This is a genomic window from Methylocystis parvus OBBP, from assembly GCF_027571405.1.
GTDB lineage: Bacteria > Pseudomonadota > Alphaproteobacteria > Rhizobiales > Beijerinckiaceae > Methylocystis > Methylocystis parva.
On the sequence record NZ_CP092968.1, the window covers coordinates 3725586 to 3743819 of the forward strand.

Annotated in this window: 19 protein-coding genes; 2 read left to right on the forward strand and 17 right to left on the reverse strand. The window is 63.9% G+C overall.

Annotated elements, in window-relative coordinates:
* Positions 1 to 77: 77 nt before the first annotated feature.
* The 5 genes from MMG94_RS18090 to MMG94_RS18110 all read right to left on the reverse strand — a co-directional run bounded on the left by MMG94_RS18090 (position 78) and on the right by MMG94_RS18110 (position 4585).
* Positions 78 to 614, reverse strand: coding sequence for a L,D-transpeptidase (locus MMG94_RS18090; RefSeq protein ID WP_016918789.1), 537 nt, complete (start codon positions 612 to 614; stop codon positions 78 to 80).
* 110 nt (positions 615 to 724) lie between these two features.
* A complete protein-coding gene (locus MMG94_RS18095; RefSeq protein ID WP_016918790.1) occupies positions 725 to 1339 on the reverse strand; it encodes a GyrI-like domain-containing protein in 615 nt (204 codons plus the stop codon).
* Between the two features lie 42 nt (positions 1340 to 1381).
* The gene (locus MMG94_RS18100; protein WP_016918791.1) at positions 1382 to 2392 is read right to left on the reverse strand and encodes a lysylphosphatidylglycerol synthase transmembrane domain-containing protein; all 1011 of its coding nucleotides are present in this window, start codon (positions 2390 to 2392) and stop codon (positions 1382 to 1384) included.
* 95 nt (positions 2393 to 2487) lie between these two features.
* Positions 2488 to 3213: an acetoacetyl-CoA reductase gene (phbB, locus tag MMG94_RS18105; RefSeq protein WP_016918792.1), complete on the reverse strand. Its 726-nt coding sequence runs from the start codon at positions 3211 to 3213 to the stop codon at positions 2488 to 2490.
* Positions 3214 to 3409: 196 nt separating this feature from the next.
* Positions 3410 to 4585 carry an acetyl-CoA C-acetyltransferase gene (locus tag MMG94_RS18110; protein ID WP_016918793.1) on the reverse strand — a complete coding sequence of 392 codons (1176 nt, stop codon included), beginning with the start codon at positions 4583 to 4585 and terminating at the stop codon, positions 3410 to 3412.
* 245 nt (positions 4586 to 4830) lie between these two features.
* Between MMG94_RS18110 and phaR the strand changes: the two genes are divergently transcribed.
* Positions 4831 to 5454 carry a polyhydroxyalkanoate synthesis repressor PhaR gene (phaR, locus tag MMG94_RS18115; protein WP_016918794.1) on the forward strand — a complete coding sequence of 208 codons (624 nt, stop codon included), beginning with the start codon at positions 4831 to 4833 and terminating at the stop codon, positions 5452 to 5454.
* A gap of 23 nt (positions 5455 to 5477) precedes the next feature.
* On the opposite strand, the gene MMG94_RS22035 is transcribed toward phaR, so the two are convergent.
* The 4 genes from MMG94_RS22035 to MMG94_RS18135 all read right to left on the reverse strand — a co-directional run bounded on the left by MMG94_RS22035 (position 5478) and on the right by MMG94_RS18135 (position 9040).
* Entirely contained in the window at positions 5478 to 5603 is a 126-nt protein-coding gene (locus tag MMG94_RS22035; RefSeq protein ID WP_016918795.1) for a hypothetical protein, read from the reverse strand.
* A 127-nt stretch (positions 5604 to 5730) separates the two neighbouring features.
* Complete coding sequence (locus MMG94_RS18125) at positions 5731 to 5970, reverse strand: CopG family ribbon-helix-helix protein (protein ID WP_016918796.1); 240 nt, start codon at positions 5968 to 5970, stop codon at positions 5731 to 5733.
* Between the two features lie 54 nt (positions 5971 to 6024).
* Positions 6025 to 7122 (reverse strand): redox-regulated ATPase YchF, encoded by a 1098-nt coding sequence (ychF, locus tag MMG94_RS18130; protein ID WP_016918797.1) that lies wholly within the window; start codon positions 7120 to 7122, stop codon positions 6025 to 6027.
* Positions 7123 to 7240: 118 nt separating this feature from the next.
* Positions 7241 to 9040, reverse strand: a complete 1800-nt coding sequence (locus tag MMG94_RS18135; protein ID WP_016918798.1) for a di-heme-cytochrome C peroxidase — start codon at positions 9038 to 9040, stop codon at positions 7241 to 7243.
* A gap of 220 nt (positions 9041 to 9260) precedes the next feature.
* Here MMG94_RS18135 and MMG94_RS18140 point away from each other — a divergent pair, with 220 nt between their 5' ends.
* A complete protein-coding gene (locus MMG94_RS18140) occupies positions 9261 to 10610 on the forward strand; it encodes a L,D-transpeptidase family protein (RefSeq protein ID WP_085985237.1) in 1350 nt (449 codons plus the stop codon).
* Positions 10611 to 10615: 5 nt separating this feature from the next.
* Here the strand turns inward: MMG94_RS18140 and MMG94_RS18145 are convergent, their stop codons facing one another.
* From MMG94_RS18145 to MMG94_RS18180, 8 genes are all read right to left on the reverse strand, one after another.
* On the reverse strand, positions 10616 to 11056 hold the full coding sequence (locus MMG94_RS18145; RefSeq protein ID WP_016918801.1) for a GNAT family N-acetyltransferase: 441 nt from the start codon (positions 11054 to 11056) through the stop codon (positions 10616 to 10618).
* Positions 11053 to 11880 carry an ABC transporter permease gene (locus MMG94_RS18150; protein WP_051001085.1) on the reverse strand — a complete coding sequence of 276 codons (828 nt, stop codon included), beginning with the start codon at positions 11878 to 11880 and terminating at the stop codon, positions 11053 to 11055. The genes MMG94_RS18145 and MMG94_RS18150 overlap by 4 nt, the downstream gene beginning before the upstream one ends.
* Positions 11829 to 12587: an ABC transporter ATP-binding protein gene (locus MMG94_RS18155; RefSeq protein WP_016918803.1), complete on the reverse strand. Its 759-nt coding sequence runs from the start codon at positions 12585 to 12587 to the stop codon at positions 11829 to 11831. Before MMG94_RS18155 ends, MMG94_RS18150 begins: the two co-directional genes overlap by 52 nt.
* A 66-nt stretch (positions 12588 to 12653) precedes the next feature.
* Positions 12654 to 13640 (reverse strand): ABC transporter substrate-binding protein, encoded by a 987-nt coding sequence (locus MMG94_RS18160; RefSeq protein ID WP_016918804.1) that lies wholly within the window; start codon positions 13638 to 13640, stop codon positions 12654 to 12656.
* A gap of 48 nt (positions 13641 to 13688) precedes the next feature.
* The gene (locus tag MMG94_RS18165; protein WP_016918805.1) at positions 13689 to 15020 is read right to left on the reverse strand and encodes a TldD/PmbA family protein; all 1332 of its coding nucleotides are present in this window, start codon (positions 15018 to 15020) and stop codon (positions 13689 to 13691) included.
* Between the two features lie 4 nt (positions 15021 to 15024).
* A complete protein-coding gene (locus MMG94_RS18170; RefSeq protein ID WP_016918806.1) occupies positions 15025 to 16569 on the reverse strand; it encodes a TldD/PmbA family protein in 1545 nt (514 codons plus the stop codon).
* A gap of 18 nt (positions 16570 to 16587) precedes the next feature.
* Positions 16588 to 17334: an RluA family pseudouridine synthase gene (locus MMG94_RS18175; RefSeq protein WP_016918807.1), complete on the reverse strand. Its 747-nt coding sequence runs from the start codon at positions 17332 to 17334 to the stop codon at positions 16588 to 16590.
* A gap of 12 nt (positions 17335 to 17346) precedes the next feature.
* The gene (locus MMG94_RS18180; RefSeq protein WP_244415230.1) at positions 17347 to 18183 is read right to left on the reverse strand and encodes an SGNH/GDSL hydrolase family protein; all 837 of its coding nucleotides are present in this window, start codon (positions 18181 to 18183) and stop codon (positions 17347 to 17349) included.
* Between the last annotated feature and the right edge of the window lie 51 nt (positions 18184 to 18234).

An 18234-nucleotide genomic window follows, 5' to 3' on the forward strand; every position in this document is an offset into this window, starting at 1 on the left:
AACGATGTTCTAACAAACTTGAGCGCGCCTGTCGAGAGGCGCGCGGAGAGATGGTTGATATCGGGTTCAGCGTCCCTTTACGGCGTCATGACGACCGTCGCGCCGACCGGGACGCGATCGTAGAGATCGACAATGTCCTCGTTCAGCATGCGGATACAGCCATAGGAGGCGGCGGAGCCGATCGAGGCGCGCATCTTCTGCGTCGTGCCGTGAATGGCGACTTGGCCCTCGCTCAGCGTCATGGCGCGGGCGCCCATCGGATTGTTCGGCGCGCCGCCGGGGATCACTTCGGGAAGCTCGGGGTGATCGTGCTTCACGTCTTCCGGCGGCGTCCAGTCGGGCGCCACATACTTCGCCGAGACATTTACGACGCCCGACCATTCCTTGCCGGCGCGCGGCACGGCGACCTTGTATTCGATGGCGTCGTCGGGATCGACGATCAGATAGAGGCGGCGCTCATGTTCGCTGACCAGGATCGTGCCCGGCGCGAGGTCGGAATGATAATGGACGAAAGCGCGAGCCTCCGCCGTCTGCGGAAGGGCGGCGGCTCCGATCATCGCGGCGGCGCCAAAGACGATGGAAGCGATTTTGCCGGGGGCGGGAAGGCGGTTCATTGTTGCGCTCCGAAGTTCGAATGTCCTTGTTGAGCGCGTTTCTATGGGAGTTCCGTTTCTCCATCCGTGCGTAGGCGCACGATTAGCGCCGCCTTGGCGAGGCGAAGCCGCTAAGCCCGCCGGACGGGTTGGCGCAGAATGGTTCGGAGTTTTGCGGGCTCGGTCCTGCGCGCGTCGCTCAGATAGATCTCGTGATGTTTTCCGCCGAAGGCGAAGCCGCGCGACGGCATCTCCTCGCCATGCAAACGCGCCAGAACAGGGCCCTCGTCGTCATAGGCGCCGACATGCAAAATTTGCAGCGACGGGCCTTCGCAGAAAACGTCGAGTCGCAGACTTTCGGGCGGCGCGCCAAGTTTCTTTTGCGTCTTCTGGACGGCCGTTTGAAACATTGCCGCGTCAATAAAATCGGGAGCCATGATCATCATGGTCCAGCGCCAGCATGCCTTGCGTCGCGCGACGAAATCAGCTGGGTCGTCCGCCCACCAGAGCCCTTCGAGGGGAGGGACGACATAATCCTTCTCCTGCGTCTCTTTCGCTAAAAATTTCATTGCGTAGCAGATGGAAAACAGCGACTCGACCGCGTGCTTGTATGAGGGGGCGACATTTGGATCGCCAAAGCCGTCGATCATGACGAATTGCATCGCCGGGACGTCAACAAGCGAAAATGCCGTGCGCGAGGCGCCATAGAGATGGGGGAGAGATTTCTTGAAATCGATTTTCGTCATGGGACCGCCTTTGTGACGTCAACTGAAATTACTGGAAATTTGCTAGAATTGCCGCTCCTTCAACCGCCGAAAAGAAAAGATCCCGGCGAAACCCAAAGCAAACACTGTATGCGGCGTCGTGATGGCCAGATGATAGGCCAAGGCGGCGGCCACGGCGCTTTCTTTTGCGACGCCATGGAAATTGATCAGATAGGCCGCAATGCCGGCTTCGAAGACGCCGAGGCCCGCCGGGCTCGCGGGGATAGCGATGGCCAATGCGCCGATGAGCAGCAACGTCACGGCGTCGGGCGGGCCGAAGGCGGTTTGCGGCAGGATGGTCTTGAACAGCGCGAGGACGAGGCAGCTATTCGTCGCCCAGATCGCGGCGGTGATGAGGGCGGCGCGCCGCACGTCCTGCGTCGCGAAGAGGGTTTCGGCCTGTGCGACCAATGCGTCCAGCCGCAACCTCTTTACAATGGCCGCGCCTGAAAGCGGCGCGACGGCCCCGTTTCGTCTCGATCGCAAAATCAGGAAAGCGATAGCGGCGACGAGGAAAGGAACGGCAAGCAGCGGACGATAGTAGTTGTTGTCGATGACCGTGACATTCGACGTCGCGCCCGCCAGCGCCGCCAGCACGGCGATCGCCGACAGATCGTATAACTTCTCCAGCACGATCGCGGCGCCGAGCGCGCCGAGCGGAAAGTTGAACTGCGTCGCGCCCACATAGGCCTTGACGCCCTCGCCGATGCGGAAGGGGATCAGCGCGTTGAAGGTGAAGCCGATCGTCGCGATGACGAAGCAGGGGAACGGCTTCACGCGCATGATCGCCGCGAGGCGCAGGCCGTAGAACGCCAGAACGACGACATTCATCGTCATCGCAACGAGAATGGCCTGCGGCGGGATCTGTTGGAATTGCGTCAGAAGCTCGTCGTAATCGACATTGGCGTAGAGCCAGCAGGCGACATAGGCGAAGAAGCATCCGTTCAGGACGAGCGCGACATGCCGACCAAGCCGCGCCGCCTGTTTGCGCGAGAGGCGCGTCACCGCGCCTTGCGACGGCGAAGCGGGGGTCATGCTTCGGGTTCCTCGAGCATTACGCGGCGCGCTCCTCGCAAAAATGGCCGGCGCAAAGGCCGGCCATCTCAATTCTCTACGCGAGATGCGCGAGATCAGGCCAGATACTGGCCGCCATTGATGGTCAGCGTCGAGCCGGTGATGAAGCCGGCGTCGTCCGAGGCCAGGAACACGACCGCGCGCGCGATCTCCTCCGGCTCGCCAAGGCGGCCGACGGCGATATAGGGGAGGATGTGCTTGTCGAGCACGTCCTGCGGGACGGCCTTCACCATCTCCGTCGCAATATAGCCCGGCGCGATGGCGTTGACGGTGATGCCCTTGGAGGCCGATTCCTGCGCCAGCGCCTTCACGAAGCCGATGTCGCCGGCCTTGGAGGCCGAGTAGTTGGTCTGGCCGGCCTGGCCCTTCTGGCCGTTGATCGATGAGATGACGACGATGCGGCCGAAACCGCGATCGCGCATGCCGTTGATGACCGGGCGCGTGACGTTGAACAGCGAGTTCAGATTGGTGTTGATCACCGCCTGCCACTGCGCCAGCTCCATCTTGTGGAACAGGCGGTCCTTGGTGATGCCGGCGTTGTTGACGAGAATATCGACCGGGCCGATTTCCTTCTCGATCGCGGCGACGCCCGCGGCGCAGGCGTCATAATCCGACACGTCGAACTTGAAGACCGGAATGCCGGTCTCGGCCTTGAACTTGTTGGCGGCTTCGTCATTGCCGGCATAGGTCGCGGCGACATTGTAGCCGGCGGCTTTCAGCGCCTTGGAAATCGCCTCGCCGATGCCGCGGGTGCCTCCCGTGACGACTGCAACTCTTGCCATTTGGTTTTCTCCCTTAATGAATCTGCTTTGAGTGCGCGGCCGCATTCCCTCTCTCCGCTTGCGGGGAGAGGGCTAGGGTGAGGGGCTGGCCGCAATTGATCGCGCTGGAGCTTCGCCGCTCGACAAAGGCGATCGCGGTTGACGCTCTGCCCTCACTTTAACCCCCTCCCCGTGAAACGGGGAGAGGGAGAGGCGCTCACCGCTCGACGGTCAGCGCGATGCCCATGCCGCCGCCGATGCAGAGCGTGGCGAGGCCCTTCTTGGCGTTGCGGCGGCCCATCTCATGAAGCAGGCTGACGAGCACGCGGGCGCCGGAAGCGCCGATCGGGTGGCCGATGGCGATGGCGCCGCCATTGACGTTCACCTTGGCGAGATCCCAGCCCATGTCCTTGTTGACCGCGATGGCCTGAGCCGCGAAGGCCTCGTTCGCCTCGATGAGGTCGAGGTCGGCGACCTTCCAGCCGGCCTTCTCCAGCGCCTTGCGCGAGGCGGGGATCGGGCCCGAGCCCATCACGGACGGATCGACGCCGGCGGTCGCCCAGGAGGCGATGCGGGCGAGCGGCGTCAGGCCGCGCTTGGCCGCTTCAGCGGCGGACATGACGACGAGCGCCGCGCCGCCGTCATTGATGCCCGAGGCGTTCGCCGCGGTCACGGTGCCGTCCTTGATGAAGGCGGGCTTCAGCTTGGCGACGCCGTCCAGCGTCACGCCATGCTTGACGTATTCGTCGCTGTCGACGACCACGTCGCCCTTGCGGGTCGAGATGGTGTAGGGGACGATCTCGTCCTTGAACTTGCCGGCCTTCTGCGCGGCTTCCGCCTTGTTCTGCGAGGCGACGGCGAAGGCGTCCTGCTCCTCGCGGGTGATCTGCCACTTCTTGGCGACGTTCTCGGCCGTGATGCCCATGTGATAATTATTGAAGGCGTCGGTGAGGCCGTCGATGATCATCGTGTCGACGAACTTCACGTCGCCCATTTTCGTACCAGCGCGCAGATGGGCGGCATGGGTCGAGAGCGACATGGACTCCTGGCCGCCCGCGACGACGATCTGGGCGTCGCCCGCCTGGATCTGCTGGGCGGCGAGCGCCACGGCGCGCAGGCCCGAGCCGCAGACCTGATTGACGCCGAAAGCGGTGGCGCTGTCCGGAACGCCGGCCTTGATCGCAGCCTGACGGGCGGGGTTCTGGCCGTGGGCGGCGCCCAGCACCTGGCCGAGGATGACTTCGCAGACGTCCTGGGAGTCGACCTTTGCGCGCTCGAGAGCGGCCTTGACAGCAGCGGCGCCGAGCTCGTGGGCCGGAACCGTGGCGAAGGCTCCGTTGAACGATCCGACGGCGGTGCGCGCCGCGGAAACGATCACGATATCGGTCGTCATATCTGTCTCCCTTTTAAAGATGGTCGAGCTCTCGAGGCCCTCAGCGCCCGGCCGGGGCGGATGTGGTTGAGCATTTCGCGCTTGCGTTCGTCAAGCCGCGGCCCGTTTTGCACGGAATTGGGGGGGAGCGAAAGGCTTCGCCAAGGAAAATATTGCCGCAGGCGCCAAAATGCGTCTATCGTCAATCGGCTGGGCTTGACCTTTTTTTAGGCTGCCCGAGCGGCGAGGGGAGCACTGTCAGGCGTATGGCGACCGAGAAGAAACCGACAACCATCAAAAAATACGCCAATCGTCGTTTATACGACACGGGAACAAGCACTTACGTCACGCTTGAAGATCTCGCCGCCATGGTGAAGCGGGGGGAGGATTTCGTCGTTTGCGACGCCAAGACGGGTGAGGACATCACCCGCCCCGTGCTCACCCAGATCATCTTCGAGCAGGAGGGCAAGGACGGCCAGAGCCTGCTGCCGATCGCTTTCCTGCGTCAGCTCATCCGCTTCTATGGCGACTCGATGCAGATGCTCGTGCCGAGCTATCTGGAGTTCTCGATCGACAAGCTCACCAAGGAACAGCAGAAATTCCGCGAACAGATTTCCTCCGCGCTGCCCGCCGGCCCCTTTACCGAGCCCACCCGCGCCGCCTTCCAGGCGATGGAGGAGCAGGCCCGCAAGAACATGGCCGTGTTCCGCCAGGCGCTGACCATGTTCAACCCCTTCGGCCTGTCGACTGAGGGCGTCTCCGGCGCCACCGGGCCGACGCTGGACGAACATGAGGGCGTGGCGCCGGCCAAGGAGGGCGGCGACATGGCGGAGCTGAAGAAGCAGCTCGATGAGCTGAACAAGCGGATCGATAATTTATCGAAGGGGTGAGGAAGGCGCGGGCATCGCTTTTTCTATAAATCATCCGGCCATTTTTGAGCCGTGTGGATGATCGTCAGGATTTCGACGCCGTCCGATTTCACCCGATAGGCGACGATATACGGCAGTTCCGCAAGCGGGAGTTCGCGCGTTCCTTTCACGCGCCCGGCCCATCTCCGGATAGTCGGCAAGCCCCGCAGTCGCGGAGCTGATCCGGGCGACGACGCGGGACGCCGATCTGTTCGAGGCGCCTGAGCGCACGCCGGGTCCATACAATGTTGCGCAAGCTCATGAAGTGCGGGCGGCGAACCTGGCCGTGATCCGCGCGACATCCTCGGGAGAAGCGAAATCCCCCGCCTCTGCATCCGCGAGGCCCGCCTCGATCTCGCGAACGCGCCACTCTTCGAGCCTGACGAAGTCTTCGATCGCCTGAGCCGCCACCGACGCAGGCGAGCGGTCGAGCTTCTTCGCCAGAAGGTCGAGTTTGCTCAAGGTCTCGTCGGGCAGTTGGAGGGTATATGACGTCATCAGGGCTAGCTCCTGGGGAGCAATATTCGCCCGCGGCTTCCGCCCGTCAATACGTCACGTATTGAACCTGAAATGCATCACGTCGCCGTCCGCGACCACATATTCCTTCCCCTCCAGCCGCAGCCGCCCGGCGTCCCGTGCGCCCGCTTCGCCCTTATTGGCGACGTAGTCGTCAAAGGCGATGGTTTCGGCGCGGATGAAGCCCTTCTCGAAATCCGTATGGATCACGCCCGCCGCCGCCGGGGCGCGGGTGCCTTTCTCGATCGTCCAGGCGCGCGCTTCCTTGGGGCCGACGGTGAAATAGGTGATGAGGCGCAGCAGGTCGTAGCCGGCGCGGATCACGCGGTTGAGACCGGGCTCTTTAAGGCCCACGGCCTCCAGAAAATCCTTCTGCTCCTCGGTCGGCATCACCGCGATCTCGCTCTCGATCTTCGCCGACACCACGACGGCCGCCGCGCCTTCTTCCTTCGCCCGCGCCGCGACCTTTGTGGACTCGCCGTTGCCCTCCGAAGCCGACTCCTCCTCGACATTGCAGACATAGAGGACGGGCTTGGACGACAGCAGCCCCAGCCCCTCGAAGGTCTTGCGCTCCTCCTCGGAGACTTTCGCCATGCGGGCGGGCTTGCCTTCGCGCAGCAGCACGAGGCAGCGATTCATGAGATCGACCTGCTCCTTCGCTTCCTTGTCGCCGCCCTTGGCTTTCTTCTCGAGCGCGACGACGCGCTTTTCGAGGCTTTCGAGATCGGCCAGCATCAGCTCGGTTTCGATCGTCTCGATGTCGCGGATCGGATCGACGCCGCCCTCGACATGGGTCACGTCGCTATCCTCGAAGCAGCGCACGACATGAGCGATTGCGTCGCATTCGCGAATATTGGCCAGGAACTGGTTGCCGAGCCCCTCGCCCTTGGAGGCGCCGCGCACCAGGCCGGCAATGTCCACGAAGGTGAGCTGCGTCGGGATGATCTGTTTGGAGCCCGCGATCTCGCACAATTTATCCAAGCGCGGATCGGGCACCGCCACCGCGCCGACATTGGGCTCGATGGTGCAGAAGGGATAATTCGCGGCCTGCGCCGCCGCTGTCTGGGTCAGCGCGTTGAAGAGGGTCGATTTGCCGACGTTCGGCAGACCGACAATGCCGCATTTGAAGCCCATATCCGTCCCGCTTGCTTTGGAGATTGCATCTTTGGCGCGGGGTATGCGGGGCGCGGGCGCAAAAGGCAAGGGGCGCCGAAGCGCCCCCGCATCATCTCGTCGAAAGGTCCGGCCGCGGTCAGAGGCTCTTGAGATATTCCAGAAGCGCCTTCTTCTGGCGGTCGTCGAGCTGCGTGCCGAAATTGTGGCCGCAGCGACTATTCGCCGAGGCGTCGATCCCCTCGCAGGCGGCCGTCGTCTTGTAGACGAAGTTGAACTTCGTCTGCGTCTTGGCGAGGCCGACATTTTCGAGGTCATAGGCCGGCCCGACCGCGAAGCTCTCGGGACGATCCTTTGGCGGCTTCAGCAGATCGGCCAGCGTCGGCACGGAGCCATTGTGGAGATAGGGCGCCGTCGCCCAGATGCCCTTCATGACGCGGGACTCGTATTTCGGCGCTTTCGGCGTGTCTTCAGGACGCCGATAGATCGCCTCGAGCGTCTTCTTCACGACGTCGACGAAATTCATTTTGAGCACGCCCAGCACTTCCGGATCGCCAGAGCGGTTCTTGACGCATTCCTCGAAAATCGGGCGGAGCAAAAGGGGATTCTTGACCGCCGACCGCGCAATCGATTGGAAAACCGACGTCGCCAGAATGTTGAAGATCGCGTCCCTGTTTTTGAGCTTTCCGAAGGGCGGCAGGGGAATGGTCTCGCCTTGAAGGACGCCGGTGTCCGCGTCGCGCGTGAGCACGGCGTATTCGGCGCCGTCCGTCTGGACGGCCTGGATCGGCGTGTTCCAGGTCTCTCCGGGCTTTGCGCAGGCGCGCGGCGGGTCGACCTTCGTATTCACTTCATGGCAATTCGGGCCGCAGCCGCCCTTTTCCTGAGGCCAGTCGAAAATCTCGTCGCCTTCCTTGACCAGAGCCTGATCGAGATTGCCGGGCCATTTCGGCGGCTCGAGCTTCTTGATCAATGTTTCGAGCTTCATGAGCCCAGGAAAATTGAGCGACAAATCGTCAGTATAGCTCACGCCGATAATCGGAACCCGCCTGGGCTTGAACACGCCGAAGACGCCGAAGACCTCGCCGACATTGCGCGCGAGACCGAGTATGTCGTCGCCGTTTTCCGCGAAGCCGGGCCATTGGGTCTTGTGCTGTCGCGCGGCGTTCCAAACGAAGGGATAACGCACCGGCGCATCGGCGCTCTGAATATTGCCCGGGATCATGCGATTGGCGCCGTCGCCGATATCGAGCCCGGCGACGCGGTTGAAGATCATCGATACGGCGTCGGCGCGCCCGGGGCCCCATTGCAGGCCGAGCGGGCGCTGAGGCGTCGCCGGATGCAGTGCGAGACGGAAGATGGTGTGGAAGGGCTCGCGCCACGCTTTGAAGTCCTGGCGTAATTTTTCCTGCGCCGATTTCGACGCGCCGGCGCCCAATACGGCCTTGGCGAAATCCGCGAAGATCGCATCGTCCGTCGCCACTTTGTCGAAGGCCGTGTCCAGATCCTCGAAGAGGCTCTGGAAATCGACCAGCGCCGGACCGCCGTCGATGCGCAGCGGCGCGCCGTCTATCTCAATTTGCCTCGTATGGCAGGCCGAGCAGGTCATGCTCAGATAGGACTGTCCGTCATAGGGCGCCGCGAGAAATCCGACCGGAAGGCCGGGCGTCGGACTCCTGGGATTCGCGAGATAGCCGTATCTGCCGAAGCCGTCGTCGAGAAAGCCCGAGCCGTCTTCGCGCTTCAGGGCTTTGATCCATTTCAGGGGAACGATGCGCGCCCCCTGATCCTGGCTGTAATAGGCGTTGCGGTCCGCCTGGGTCCAACCCTGATCCAGAAATTTGACCTCCGCCGCCCCGGCGCCCGTCGTCAGGCGAAGCATCGACGCGGCCCCGGCCAGCACGATGATCGACGCAGAAATCCGATGACGTTTGAACATGATCCCCTCCCCAATGAATCGCGTAATATTTTTTCACAGCGAACCACAAAATAGTCCTGTTCGCAATTGGGGTTGAGTTGAGTTGCGATGCCGAATGCGCGCAAAATTCGATTGAATTGAGTTGACCCCTGTCGCGACGCGGTCGAAAAGCGAAAGAAAATATGCATGCGCTTCGCGGATTTCGTGGGCGCCCCTGAAAGTTCGAACGGCGAGCGGAAGAATGTCGAGAATTGCGCGGTTGATCGGCGCGGGATTGATAGCGAGCGTCGTGATGGCCGGACCGTCAATGGCGCAGAACGTCCCCGTCGCCGCGCCTCCCCCGTCGCCTGCACCGTCGGCGCCTGCGCCGACAACGCCCGTTCCCGCTTCGCCGGCGGCGCCCGCCGCGCCGGCGCCAGTGGATGCGCCGGCGCCCGCGGCCGACGCCAGCGCCCCGGCGCCGAAGCCGAAGCCCAAACCAAAGCCCCCTGCGCCGCCGCGCGAAACGGCGCTCTCAGACGATCCCACGCCGGTGCTGCAACCGGAGACGTTCTTCACCACGTCGAAGGCTTCCGAGCGCTACGCCCAAATCGTCGATCTCGGCGGCTGGCCGACGGTCGGCGTCGCGCTGAAAGCGGGCGCCAAAGGGGCGTCTGTCGTGGCGTTGCGCCGGCGCCTCGCGGCCGAGGACGACGCGCTGTCCGACACGCGCAAGCAGACATGGGACAATGATCTGACGGCCGCCGTGAAGCGGTTTCAGTTCCGCATGGGGCTGAAGCAGACGGGCGCCGTCGCCGGCGCCACGCTGAAAGCGCTCGACGTGCCGGCGAATGTGCGTTTCCGTCAGCTCGCCTCCAGCGCTCAGCGCCTGGCGGGTCTCGATTTCCCCTTCGGCGACCGCTATATCGTCGTCAATATCCCTTCGACCGCCGTCGACACCGTCGAAAATGACCGCGTCGTTCGGCGCTATGTCGCGATCGTCGGCGATCCCGAGCATCATTCGCCGGAAGTGCAGGCGAAGGTCGTCGCGGTGAACATCAATCCGACATGGACCGTGCCGACCTCGATCATCAAGAACGAGATCGCGCCGCATATGGTCAAGGACCCGGGCTATCTCACGCGCCAGCGCATCCGCGTGCTCAACAACAAGGGCGAGGAAGTCGATCCGCGCTCGATCAACTGGGCCGGCGAGAAGGCGGTGAACTACACGCTGCGGCAGGATTCCGGCGCAGGCAATTCGCTGGGCTCGATCCGCATTTCGATGCCGAACCCGCATTCGGTCTATATGCACGACACGCCGTCGCGCAATCTCTTCGCCAACGATTATCGCTTCCTCTCGCATGGCTGCGTGCGGGTGCAGGGCGTGATCGACCTCGCCGCGTGGATTCTCGACGGCGCCAGCGGCCCGATCGTGTCAAAGGAGCAGATCAACGCGAAGATCGCGACCGGCGAACGCGAAGAGGTGAAGCTCGCCAAGCCCGTGCCGGTTGTGTGGGTCTATATGACGGGCTGGGCGTCGGCGGACGGGACGGTGCATTTCCGCGATGACGTGTACCATCTCGACGAGGTGGGAGGGGAAGCGACGCAATAGCGCGTCTATAGCTTCAGGCGGTAGCGCACGAAATCGTCGGCGGGGACGAAAAGGTCGTAAAGTCGACGCGCTTGCGCATTGCCCGCTTTGGTGTGCCAGTAAAGACGCGACCACCCCTTTTCGCGGCCGAGCTCCACGAGATCCTCAATCAGCGCTTTGCCGAGCCCTTTCCTGCGGCAGGCCGGATCGACGAACAGGTCTTCAAGATAGCAGACCGGAGCGATCGACCAGCTGCAGGCGTGCAGGATCGAGATGGAAAAACCGGCGACGCGGCCGTCGACCTCTACGACGCGTCCGATCATCGGCGCGCTCGGGTCCAGCAATCCGTTGAAGGTATGCGCCGTGACGTCCGGGGGCAGGACTGTTTCGTAGAACGCGTTGTAGCCGGCCCAAAGCGCCCGCCACGCCTGCGCGTCCTGTTCGCTTATGTCCCTGACGATCGTCATTCTCCACACTCCCGCGCGCTTTCATGCCATCCGCGCAGCAAGTAATGAGATAGCGCCGCCAGCGCGCCGTAGATCGCCAGTCCCGCCGCCGAGATCAGAGCGAGCGCGGCGAACATGCGAGGAATGTCCAGCCGGAAGCCCGCTTCCACGATGCGATAGGCGAGGCCCGTTCCCTGACCCGACGCGCCCGCCGCCAATTCCGCGACGATGGCGCCGACGAGCGACAGGCCGCCGCCGATACGCAGGCCCGTGAGAAATTGCGGCAGCGCCGCCGGCAGTCGCAAATAGACGAGTTTTTGCCAGGCCGAGGCGCGATAAAGGTCGAAAAGGTCGCGTAATGCGTAGTCGACCGAGGCGAGGCCGAGCGCCGTATTCGAGAGGATCGGAAAGAATGCGACGAGAAAGGCGCAGACCAGCACGGCGTTTTCCGGCTGCATATAAACAAGGAGAAGCGGCGCGATGGCGATGATCGGCGTCACCTGCAGAATGACCGCGAAGGGCAGAAGGGCGCGCTCCAGCCACTTCGACTGCGCCAGCAGCAAAGCGAGCGCGACGCCGCAGATGACGGCGATGAGCAGCGCTTTCAGCGTCACGCCCAGCGTCGCGAGGAGCGAAGAGAAGAGCAGATCGCGATCTTCGATCAGCTTCGCGAAGATTGCGCTGGGAGCCGGCAGCACATAAGGCGGGATCGCCTTCCAGGCGACGATCCCTTCCCAAATTACGAGCGCCGCCGCGAAAACGGCGAGGGGGACCGCGATGTCGCGCAGCTTCGTCAAGCGGCCTCTCCCGTGGCCTTGCGCAGCGCGTGGGAGGCGCGGCGGCATATGTCGGAAAAGACGGCGCTGGTGCGGAAGTCCGCGTCGCGGACGAGCCCCGGGTCGATCGCGATCTCGTCGACGATGCGCCCGCGCGGCTTCGACATCACGATGATGCGCGTCGAAAGAAAGGCGCTCTCGAAGATGGAATGGGTGACGAAGACGATGGTCGCCTGAAGATCCTGTTTGAGCGTGACGAGATCGTCATTGAGCTTGAAGCGCGTCACTTCGTCGAGCGCGGCGAAAGGCTCGTCCATCAAAAGAAGCGAAGGTTTGGTGACGAGGGCGCGGGCGATGGCGCAGCGCATCTTCATGCCGCCGGAAAGTTCGCGCGGCAAAGCGGATGCAAACTCGGATAGTCCGACGCGCGCGAGCGCGTCCTCGATGCGCGGAACGGCCTCCGTGCGGCCCGCGCCCGCGAGCCGCAGCGGCAAATAGACATTGTCGAAAACGCTCGCCCAGGGCAGCAGCGTCGGGTCCTGAAAGACGAAGCCGATATTCTTGCGCGCCATGGGATCGTCCCAGCTGATCGCGCCGCCGCTCGGCTTGGCGAGGCCCGAAATGAGCCGCAGCACGGTCGACTTGCCGCAGCCGGAAGGGCCGAGCAGCGTCAGCGCCTCGCCCCGGCGCACGTCGAGGTCGACGCCCGACAGCGCGGTGACGCCGCTGGGGAAAGTCTTGGAGACGGCGTGCAGGGAGACGAGGGGGCTAGCCATGGACGTCTCCCGTCGCGACGGCTCGGAATCGCTTCTTCGCCGCGCGCCTCGCAAAAACGGCTGCGATCACCGCCGCAGCTCCATCCCGACCTTCTTGCCGATGAAGCGAAGCGTGTAACCCTTCCTGTAATCCAGCTCCGCTGGAACGACGCCAGCTTTCGAAATCTTGTCGAAGAAGCTTGTCATCCGCGCGTCGGTCATGGCGCCGATGCCGAGCGCCAGCGCGTCGCCTGAATCCACAATGCCGCGCTCCTTCATTTTTGCGAGCGAGAAGGCGAGCTGGGCGTCCGTCATTTCCGGATTGTCGCGCTTGATCGCCGCATTGGCGGCGGCGTTGTCGCCATAGAGGTAAGCGTACCAGCCGATGATCGACGCATCGACGAAACGCTGCACGAGGTCGAGCTTCTTGTCGATCGTCTCGGCGCGCGTCTCGATCGTCGTCGAATAGCTGTCATAGCCATAATCCGCGAGCAGAAAGACATTCGGCCTGAAGCCGGCTTTTTGTTCGATGGCGTAGGGCTCGGAGGTCAATATGCCTTCCTGCACGGACTTCTTGTCCGCGATAAAAGGCGCGGAATTGAAGCCGTAAGGTTTCGCCTTCTCATCCTTGAAGCCGTAGCTCTGTTTGAGCCATTGCCAGACCGAGGCGCGGAAATCGCTTGCGATGAAGACGGTCGCGCTCGGCAGATCCTCGAAACGGTCGAGCCCTTCGCCGGGATGCGACATGAAGACCGCCGGCTCGATCTGGAACATGCTCGCCACCGTGACGACGGGGACGTTCTGCTGCACGGATTCGAACATCTGGATCGTATTCGCGCCCATGGCGAAATCCACCCGGCCCGCGGCGAGCAGCAGCCGCGCATTGATCTGCGGCCCGCCCTGCTGGATCGTGACGTCGAGACCGTAACGGGCGTAGGTGCCGTCGACGAGGGCCTGATAGAACCCGCCATGTTCGGCCTGCGCGCGCCAGTTCGTCGCGAAGGTCGCTTTCTCCAGGGCGAAAGCGGGGAGGGCGACGACCGCGAAGAAAGTAACAAGGCTGCAACGAAACATGCTGTGCGCGCTCCTCTCGGACGCGCGAAGCATACACGATTTCCCTTGTCAGATGCCGCTGGATTTGGACGAGAAGTGGAACTTCTCCGCCAGCATGGGCGGCGCGGCCGCAGCGCCGCCGCCCACAGCGCGCCAGACGCGCTCCGTCTTGCCGAGGGCGGCTATATTGGCGAAAAGCTCGCCCAGCCGCTGGTTGAAGCGCATATTGCGCACTGGCGCGGTGACGCGGCCATTCTCGATCAGGAAATTGCCGTCTCGCGTGAGGCCGGTGAGCAGCAGGCTTTTCGGCTCGACCATATTCTCGTACCAGATGCGCGTGACGAGGACGCCGCGCTTCACCGAGCGGATCAGGTCGTCGAGCGACGTCTCGCCGCCCTCGACGATGAAATTGCGCGCCGCCGGAACGGGCTCGGCGTCGGTCTTCCGCGCCCATGAGCGTGAGCGGTAGAGCGTCGACGCGGCGCCCCTGTCGATGAAAGCGCGGGCGCGATGCGGCACGCCTTCCCAGCCGACGCCGCCCTCCGGCGCCAGAGGGTCGGCGGGATCGACGCGGATGGTGAACTTCTCGTCGAAAAGCTTCTCGCCGATGAGCGCGCCGCCGCCCGGTCGCGCGAAGAAGCTGCGGCCTTCATCCGCCGCGCGCGCGTCCATCGCCATCATCACCCAGAAGGCGAGCTCCGCGACGGCGACAGGTTCGAGGATGACGGCGTAGTCGCCCGGCTCGAGATCGACAGGATCGACATTATAAGCCGCCTTGGCGCAGGCGCGCGCCGCGATGGTCTCCGCGTCGAGCCGCGCGCCGAAAAACTCATGCGCGCCGGCCCAGCCGGACCATGTGTCGCTCTTGTTGCGCGCCGTGGCGGAAAGGTCGATCTCGCTTCTGCGCTCATAGGCGAAGAGGCCGTTGCTCGTCGCCAGCGCCTCGAAACGCCGTGTGCTCGAGGCGCAGCCGAATGTGTCGACATTCCTGCGCGCGCCCTCCTCGATCACGCGCCCCGCCTGCGCCGCCAGCGTGTCGAGTTTGAGCGAGGCGGCGTTGTCGTCGTAGCGCGCGGAGGCGTCATACTCCTGGGGACCGAGCGGCGCGACATAGTCGGGATCGACGGGGAGCATGCGCGCGATTTCTTCCGAACGCGCGCGCGCGGCGGCCAGCGCCGTCTCGTCGATGCTCGCCGTCGTCACCGAGCCGACGCGCCCGCCAATGTGGGATGAGACGCGCACCGTCGTCTCCGACGTCGCAATATTGGTCGTCGCGCCGCCGCGCGCGAAACGCAGGCTGTAATCCTCGCCGCCGTCGATCTTCACCACGCAGGCGTCGGCGTTGGAGCCTGCGATGATCTTTTTGGCGATGGATTTTACGTCGTCAGAGGAAAGAAACATTCGCTCAAACGCCGCCGCTCGTGTTCAGCACGCGCACGTTACGGAAGCGCGCCAGCGGCGCGCCGTGCGAAACGGGCGCGACCTGCACGGGCTCCGCCTTGCCGCAGGTGAAGGTGCCGTCGAGATGATAGGTCGAAGCGTCGCCGAGGCCGTCCAGCGAGTTCCAGAAAGGAATCGTGCGGCTCTGATAAGCGACGTCGCGCAGCATATCGCCGATCTCGCCGTTCTTGATCTCGTAGAAGAGCTGGCCGCCGAACTGGAAATTGTCGCGCTGCTGGTCGATGCTCCAGCTTCCCGCTCCGACGACGTAAATTCCGTTTTCGACGCCGCTCGCCAGATCGTCGAGCTTGCACGTATCGGGGTTCGGCGCGAGCGAGATGTTCGGCATGCGCTGAATGGGAAAAGACGTCGGGCTGTCGGCGTAGGCGCACCCATTGGAGCCGGGCAGCCCGATATAATGCGCCTGTCCGAGCGCCATCTGGAAATTCTTGAAGACGCCTTTCTCGACGATCTTGAATTCCGCCGAAGAGGCCGGCGCGCCATCGTCGTCATAGCCGATGGTCGAGAGCGCGCCCGGCTGCGAGCGGTCGGCGACGATCGTCATGAGCTCGGAGCCGAAGCGCAGATTGCCCAGCATTGCGGGCTTCACGAAGCTCGTGCCTGCGAAATTGGCCTCCCAGCCGAGAACCCTGTCGAGCTCCGTCGAATGGCCGACCGTTTCGTGAATGGTGAGCCAGAGATTGGTCGGATCGAGGATGAGATCGTAGTCGCCGGCGACAACCGGCCGCGCTGAAAGCTTCTCGCGGGCCTGCCGTCCGGCGAGCGCCGCTTCTTCGAGAAGCCCGGCGCCCGTCACATATTCCCATCCCGCGCCGCGCGCGGGGGTGAGGCTGTCGCGAGACGCCATGCGCCCCGCGGCGCGATCGATGGCCGTCGCGGTGAAGGTCGGCTGCACGCGCGTGCGCGTCTGGCGGATTCGGGCGCCGAACGTGCTGGCGAAGAGCCGCTCCTCGCGGGCGATGCAGAGCAAAGCGGTGCAGAAGTCGGCGCCGTTGTCGCGGGCCGCCGCCGAGATGGCGAGCAACAGATCCGCTTTCTCGCGCGTCGAGATCGAGAAGGGATCGACGCCCATGGGCATGATCCACTCGGCCTCATGCGCGGGCAATTCTTCGAGCGCGATGGGCCGGCCCTGTATCGGCCGGACGGCGCGGGCGTTCTCCAGAGCGCGCTCGACGCCTTCGGCGACGCTCGCGGCGTCGAGACGGCGCGCGCCGTAAAAGCCCCAGGAGCCGTCGAGCAGCACGCGCAGGCCGAAGCCGCGCGTGGAGCGCTCGTCGAATTGCTCCAGCCGGTCGTCCTTGGCGTAGGCGGTTTCCTTCAGCGTCTCGCCGAGGCGGATATCCGCATAGCTCGCGCCGGCGCGCCTGGCGGCCTGCAAAGCGAGGTCGGCGAGCGCGTCGAGCAGCGCGCGGTCGAGCGCAAAGCGACCGCCATCCGAGGCGGCGGAGCGTTCAGGCGCGTCCTTGAGAGGCGCGAATTTGGGCGCCACTACGTATTCTCCCTAGATTCAGTCGACTAATTTGAGCGCTCCGGAAGCGTTTGGCAAATCCGGCGCCAAAGCGGCGGGAGCGGCGCCGTTCGCCCGCCAGCCGCAAGCCGTCATGGCGTCGATCATATGGGCCGGCGCCGGCGCCTCGACATGGACGGGCCCCTTGCTCTCCTGCATCGGGATCGAGATCGCCCGCGCATGGAGATGCAGCGGCGGGGCGCCGTCGCGCCGGCCCGAGCCGTAAATGGGATCGCCGAGAATCGGCCAGCCCATCGCTTGCGCGTGGACGCGGATCTGATGCGTCCGGCCGGTATGGGGCGTGAATTCGATGAAGGTCAGCGCTTTGTCGGGCGATCGGCCCAGCGCGCGCCAACTGGTGCGAGACGGCAGGCCCATCGGGTCAGGCTGCATCCACCAGCCGCGCGCGGCGTCGAGCCGGCCCAGCGCCAGATCGATCTCGCCTTCGTCCCCCGCCGGGGACCCTTCGACCACCGCCCAATAGGTTTTGGAGATTCGCCCCGATTTGAACAGCTTGCCGAGCCGCTCCAGCGCCTTGCGATGGCGGCCGAGCACGAGGCAGCCCGACGTGTCCTTGTCGAGCCGATGGGCGAGCGCGGGGGCGCGGGGCAGGCCAAAACGCAGTTGGTCGAAGGCGTCCTCGAGGCTCGGGCCGCCTTTCGGGCCGCGATGCACGGGGACGCCCGCCGGCTTGTCGATGACGAGCATCAGGCCGTCGCGGTGGAGGAGGCGGGAGAGAAGGTCCATGCGGCGCTTATATCAGGACGCGCTTTTCTTGCGTGAGGCGACTTTGTCGGAGAGCGACATGGCGGAGCCGATGAACCGCCCATATCTGTGCAGCCACTCGTCGGTCAAATGCACGCCGTCGAATTCGTAATATTCCTCGTGGCCGTCGAATTTGTCGATGAAATTGTCGAATTCCATCACGTTCATATCGGGATAGTCGCGCCACAGCGCGACGCGATAAACGTCGTTCACCTGCAAATTGCAGCCGTCGTAAACGCAGCGCAGGACGTTGCGCTTCATGCGGCTGAAGAGGTTCGGCGGCTTGAACCAGCGTTCGTTGACGCGCGGAATGGAGATGACTTCGACATCCTCCACGTCAGAAAAATAATCGACGAGCTTCTTCGTGTATTGGACATAGGCGAAAGCGCCGATATGCTGAATCTCATCATTGACGCCGTTCATGATGACGACCTTGTGCGGCGTCTCTCCCTGAAAGAGATTGTATAGTTTGTAGCGCGGGTAGTTCTCGCGGAGCTCCGAATAGAGAAGACGCGAATTGCGCCCATTGAAGCCGACGCTGCAGGCGACGACGCCCCTGCCTCCAAGCCGCGCCGAGACCGCTTTGGGAAGCTCCGGAAAGATCTTGCCGTCGGAGGCCCAGGACTCCCCGATGACGAGGATGCGATAAGCGTCCGGGCCGAGATTGACTTCCGAGCAGGCGACCGAGGGCGCGTCCGTCCGTTTGAGCGTCAGAAGGGTCAGGCCCGTCGTCACGAAGAGAACGAAAAAGGCGCGCCGCAGATGCGGCAGCAGTACGGTAAATCCCTGCTTTATCACCGTAACGTCCCGTTCCCCTGTCGCGTCGCGCAATCGGCGCGCGAACGGGGCGGACGCTATCAGTTTCGCCGGGCGGCGCCCATA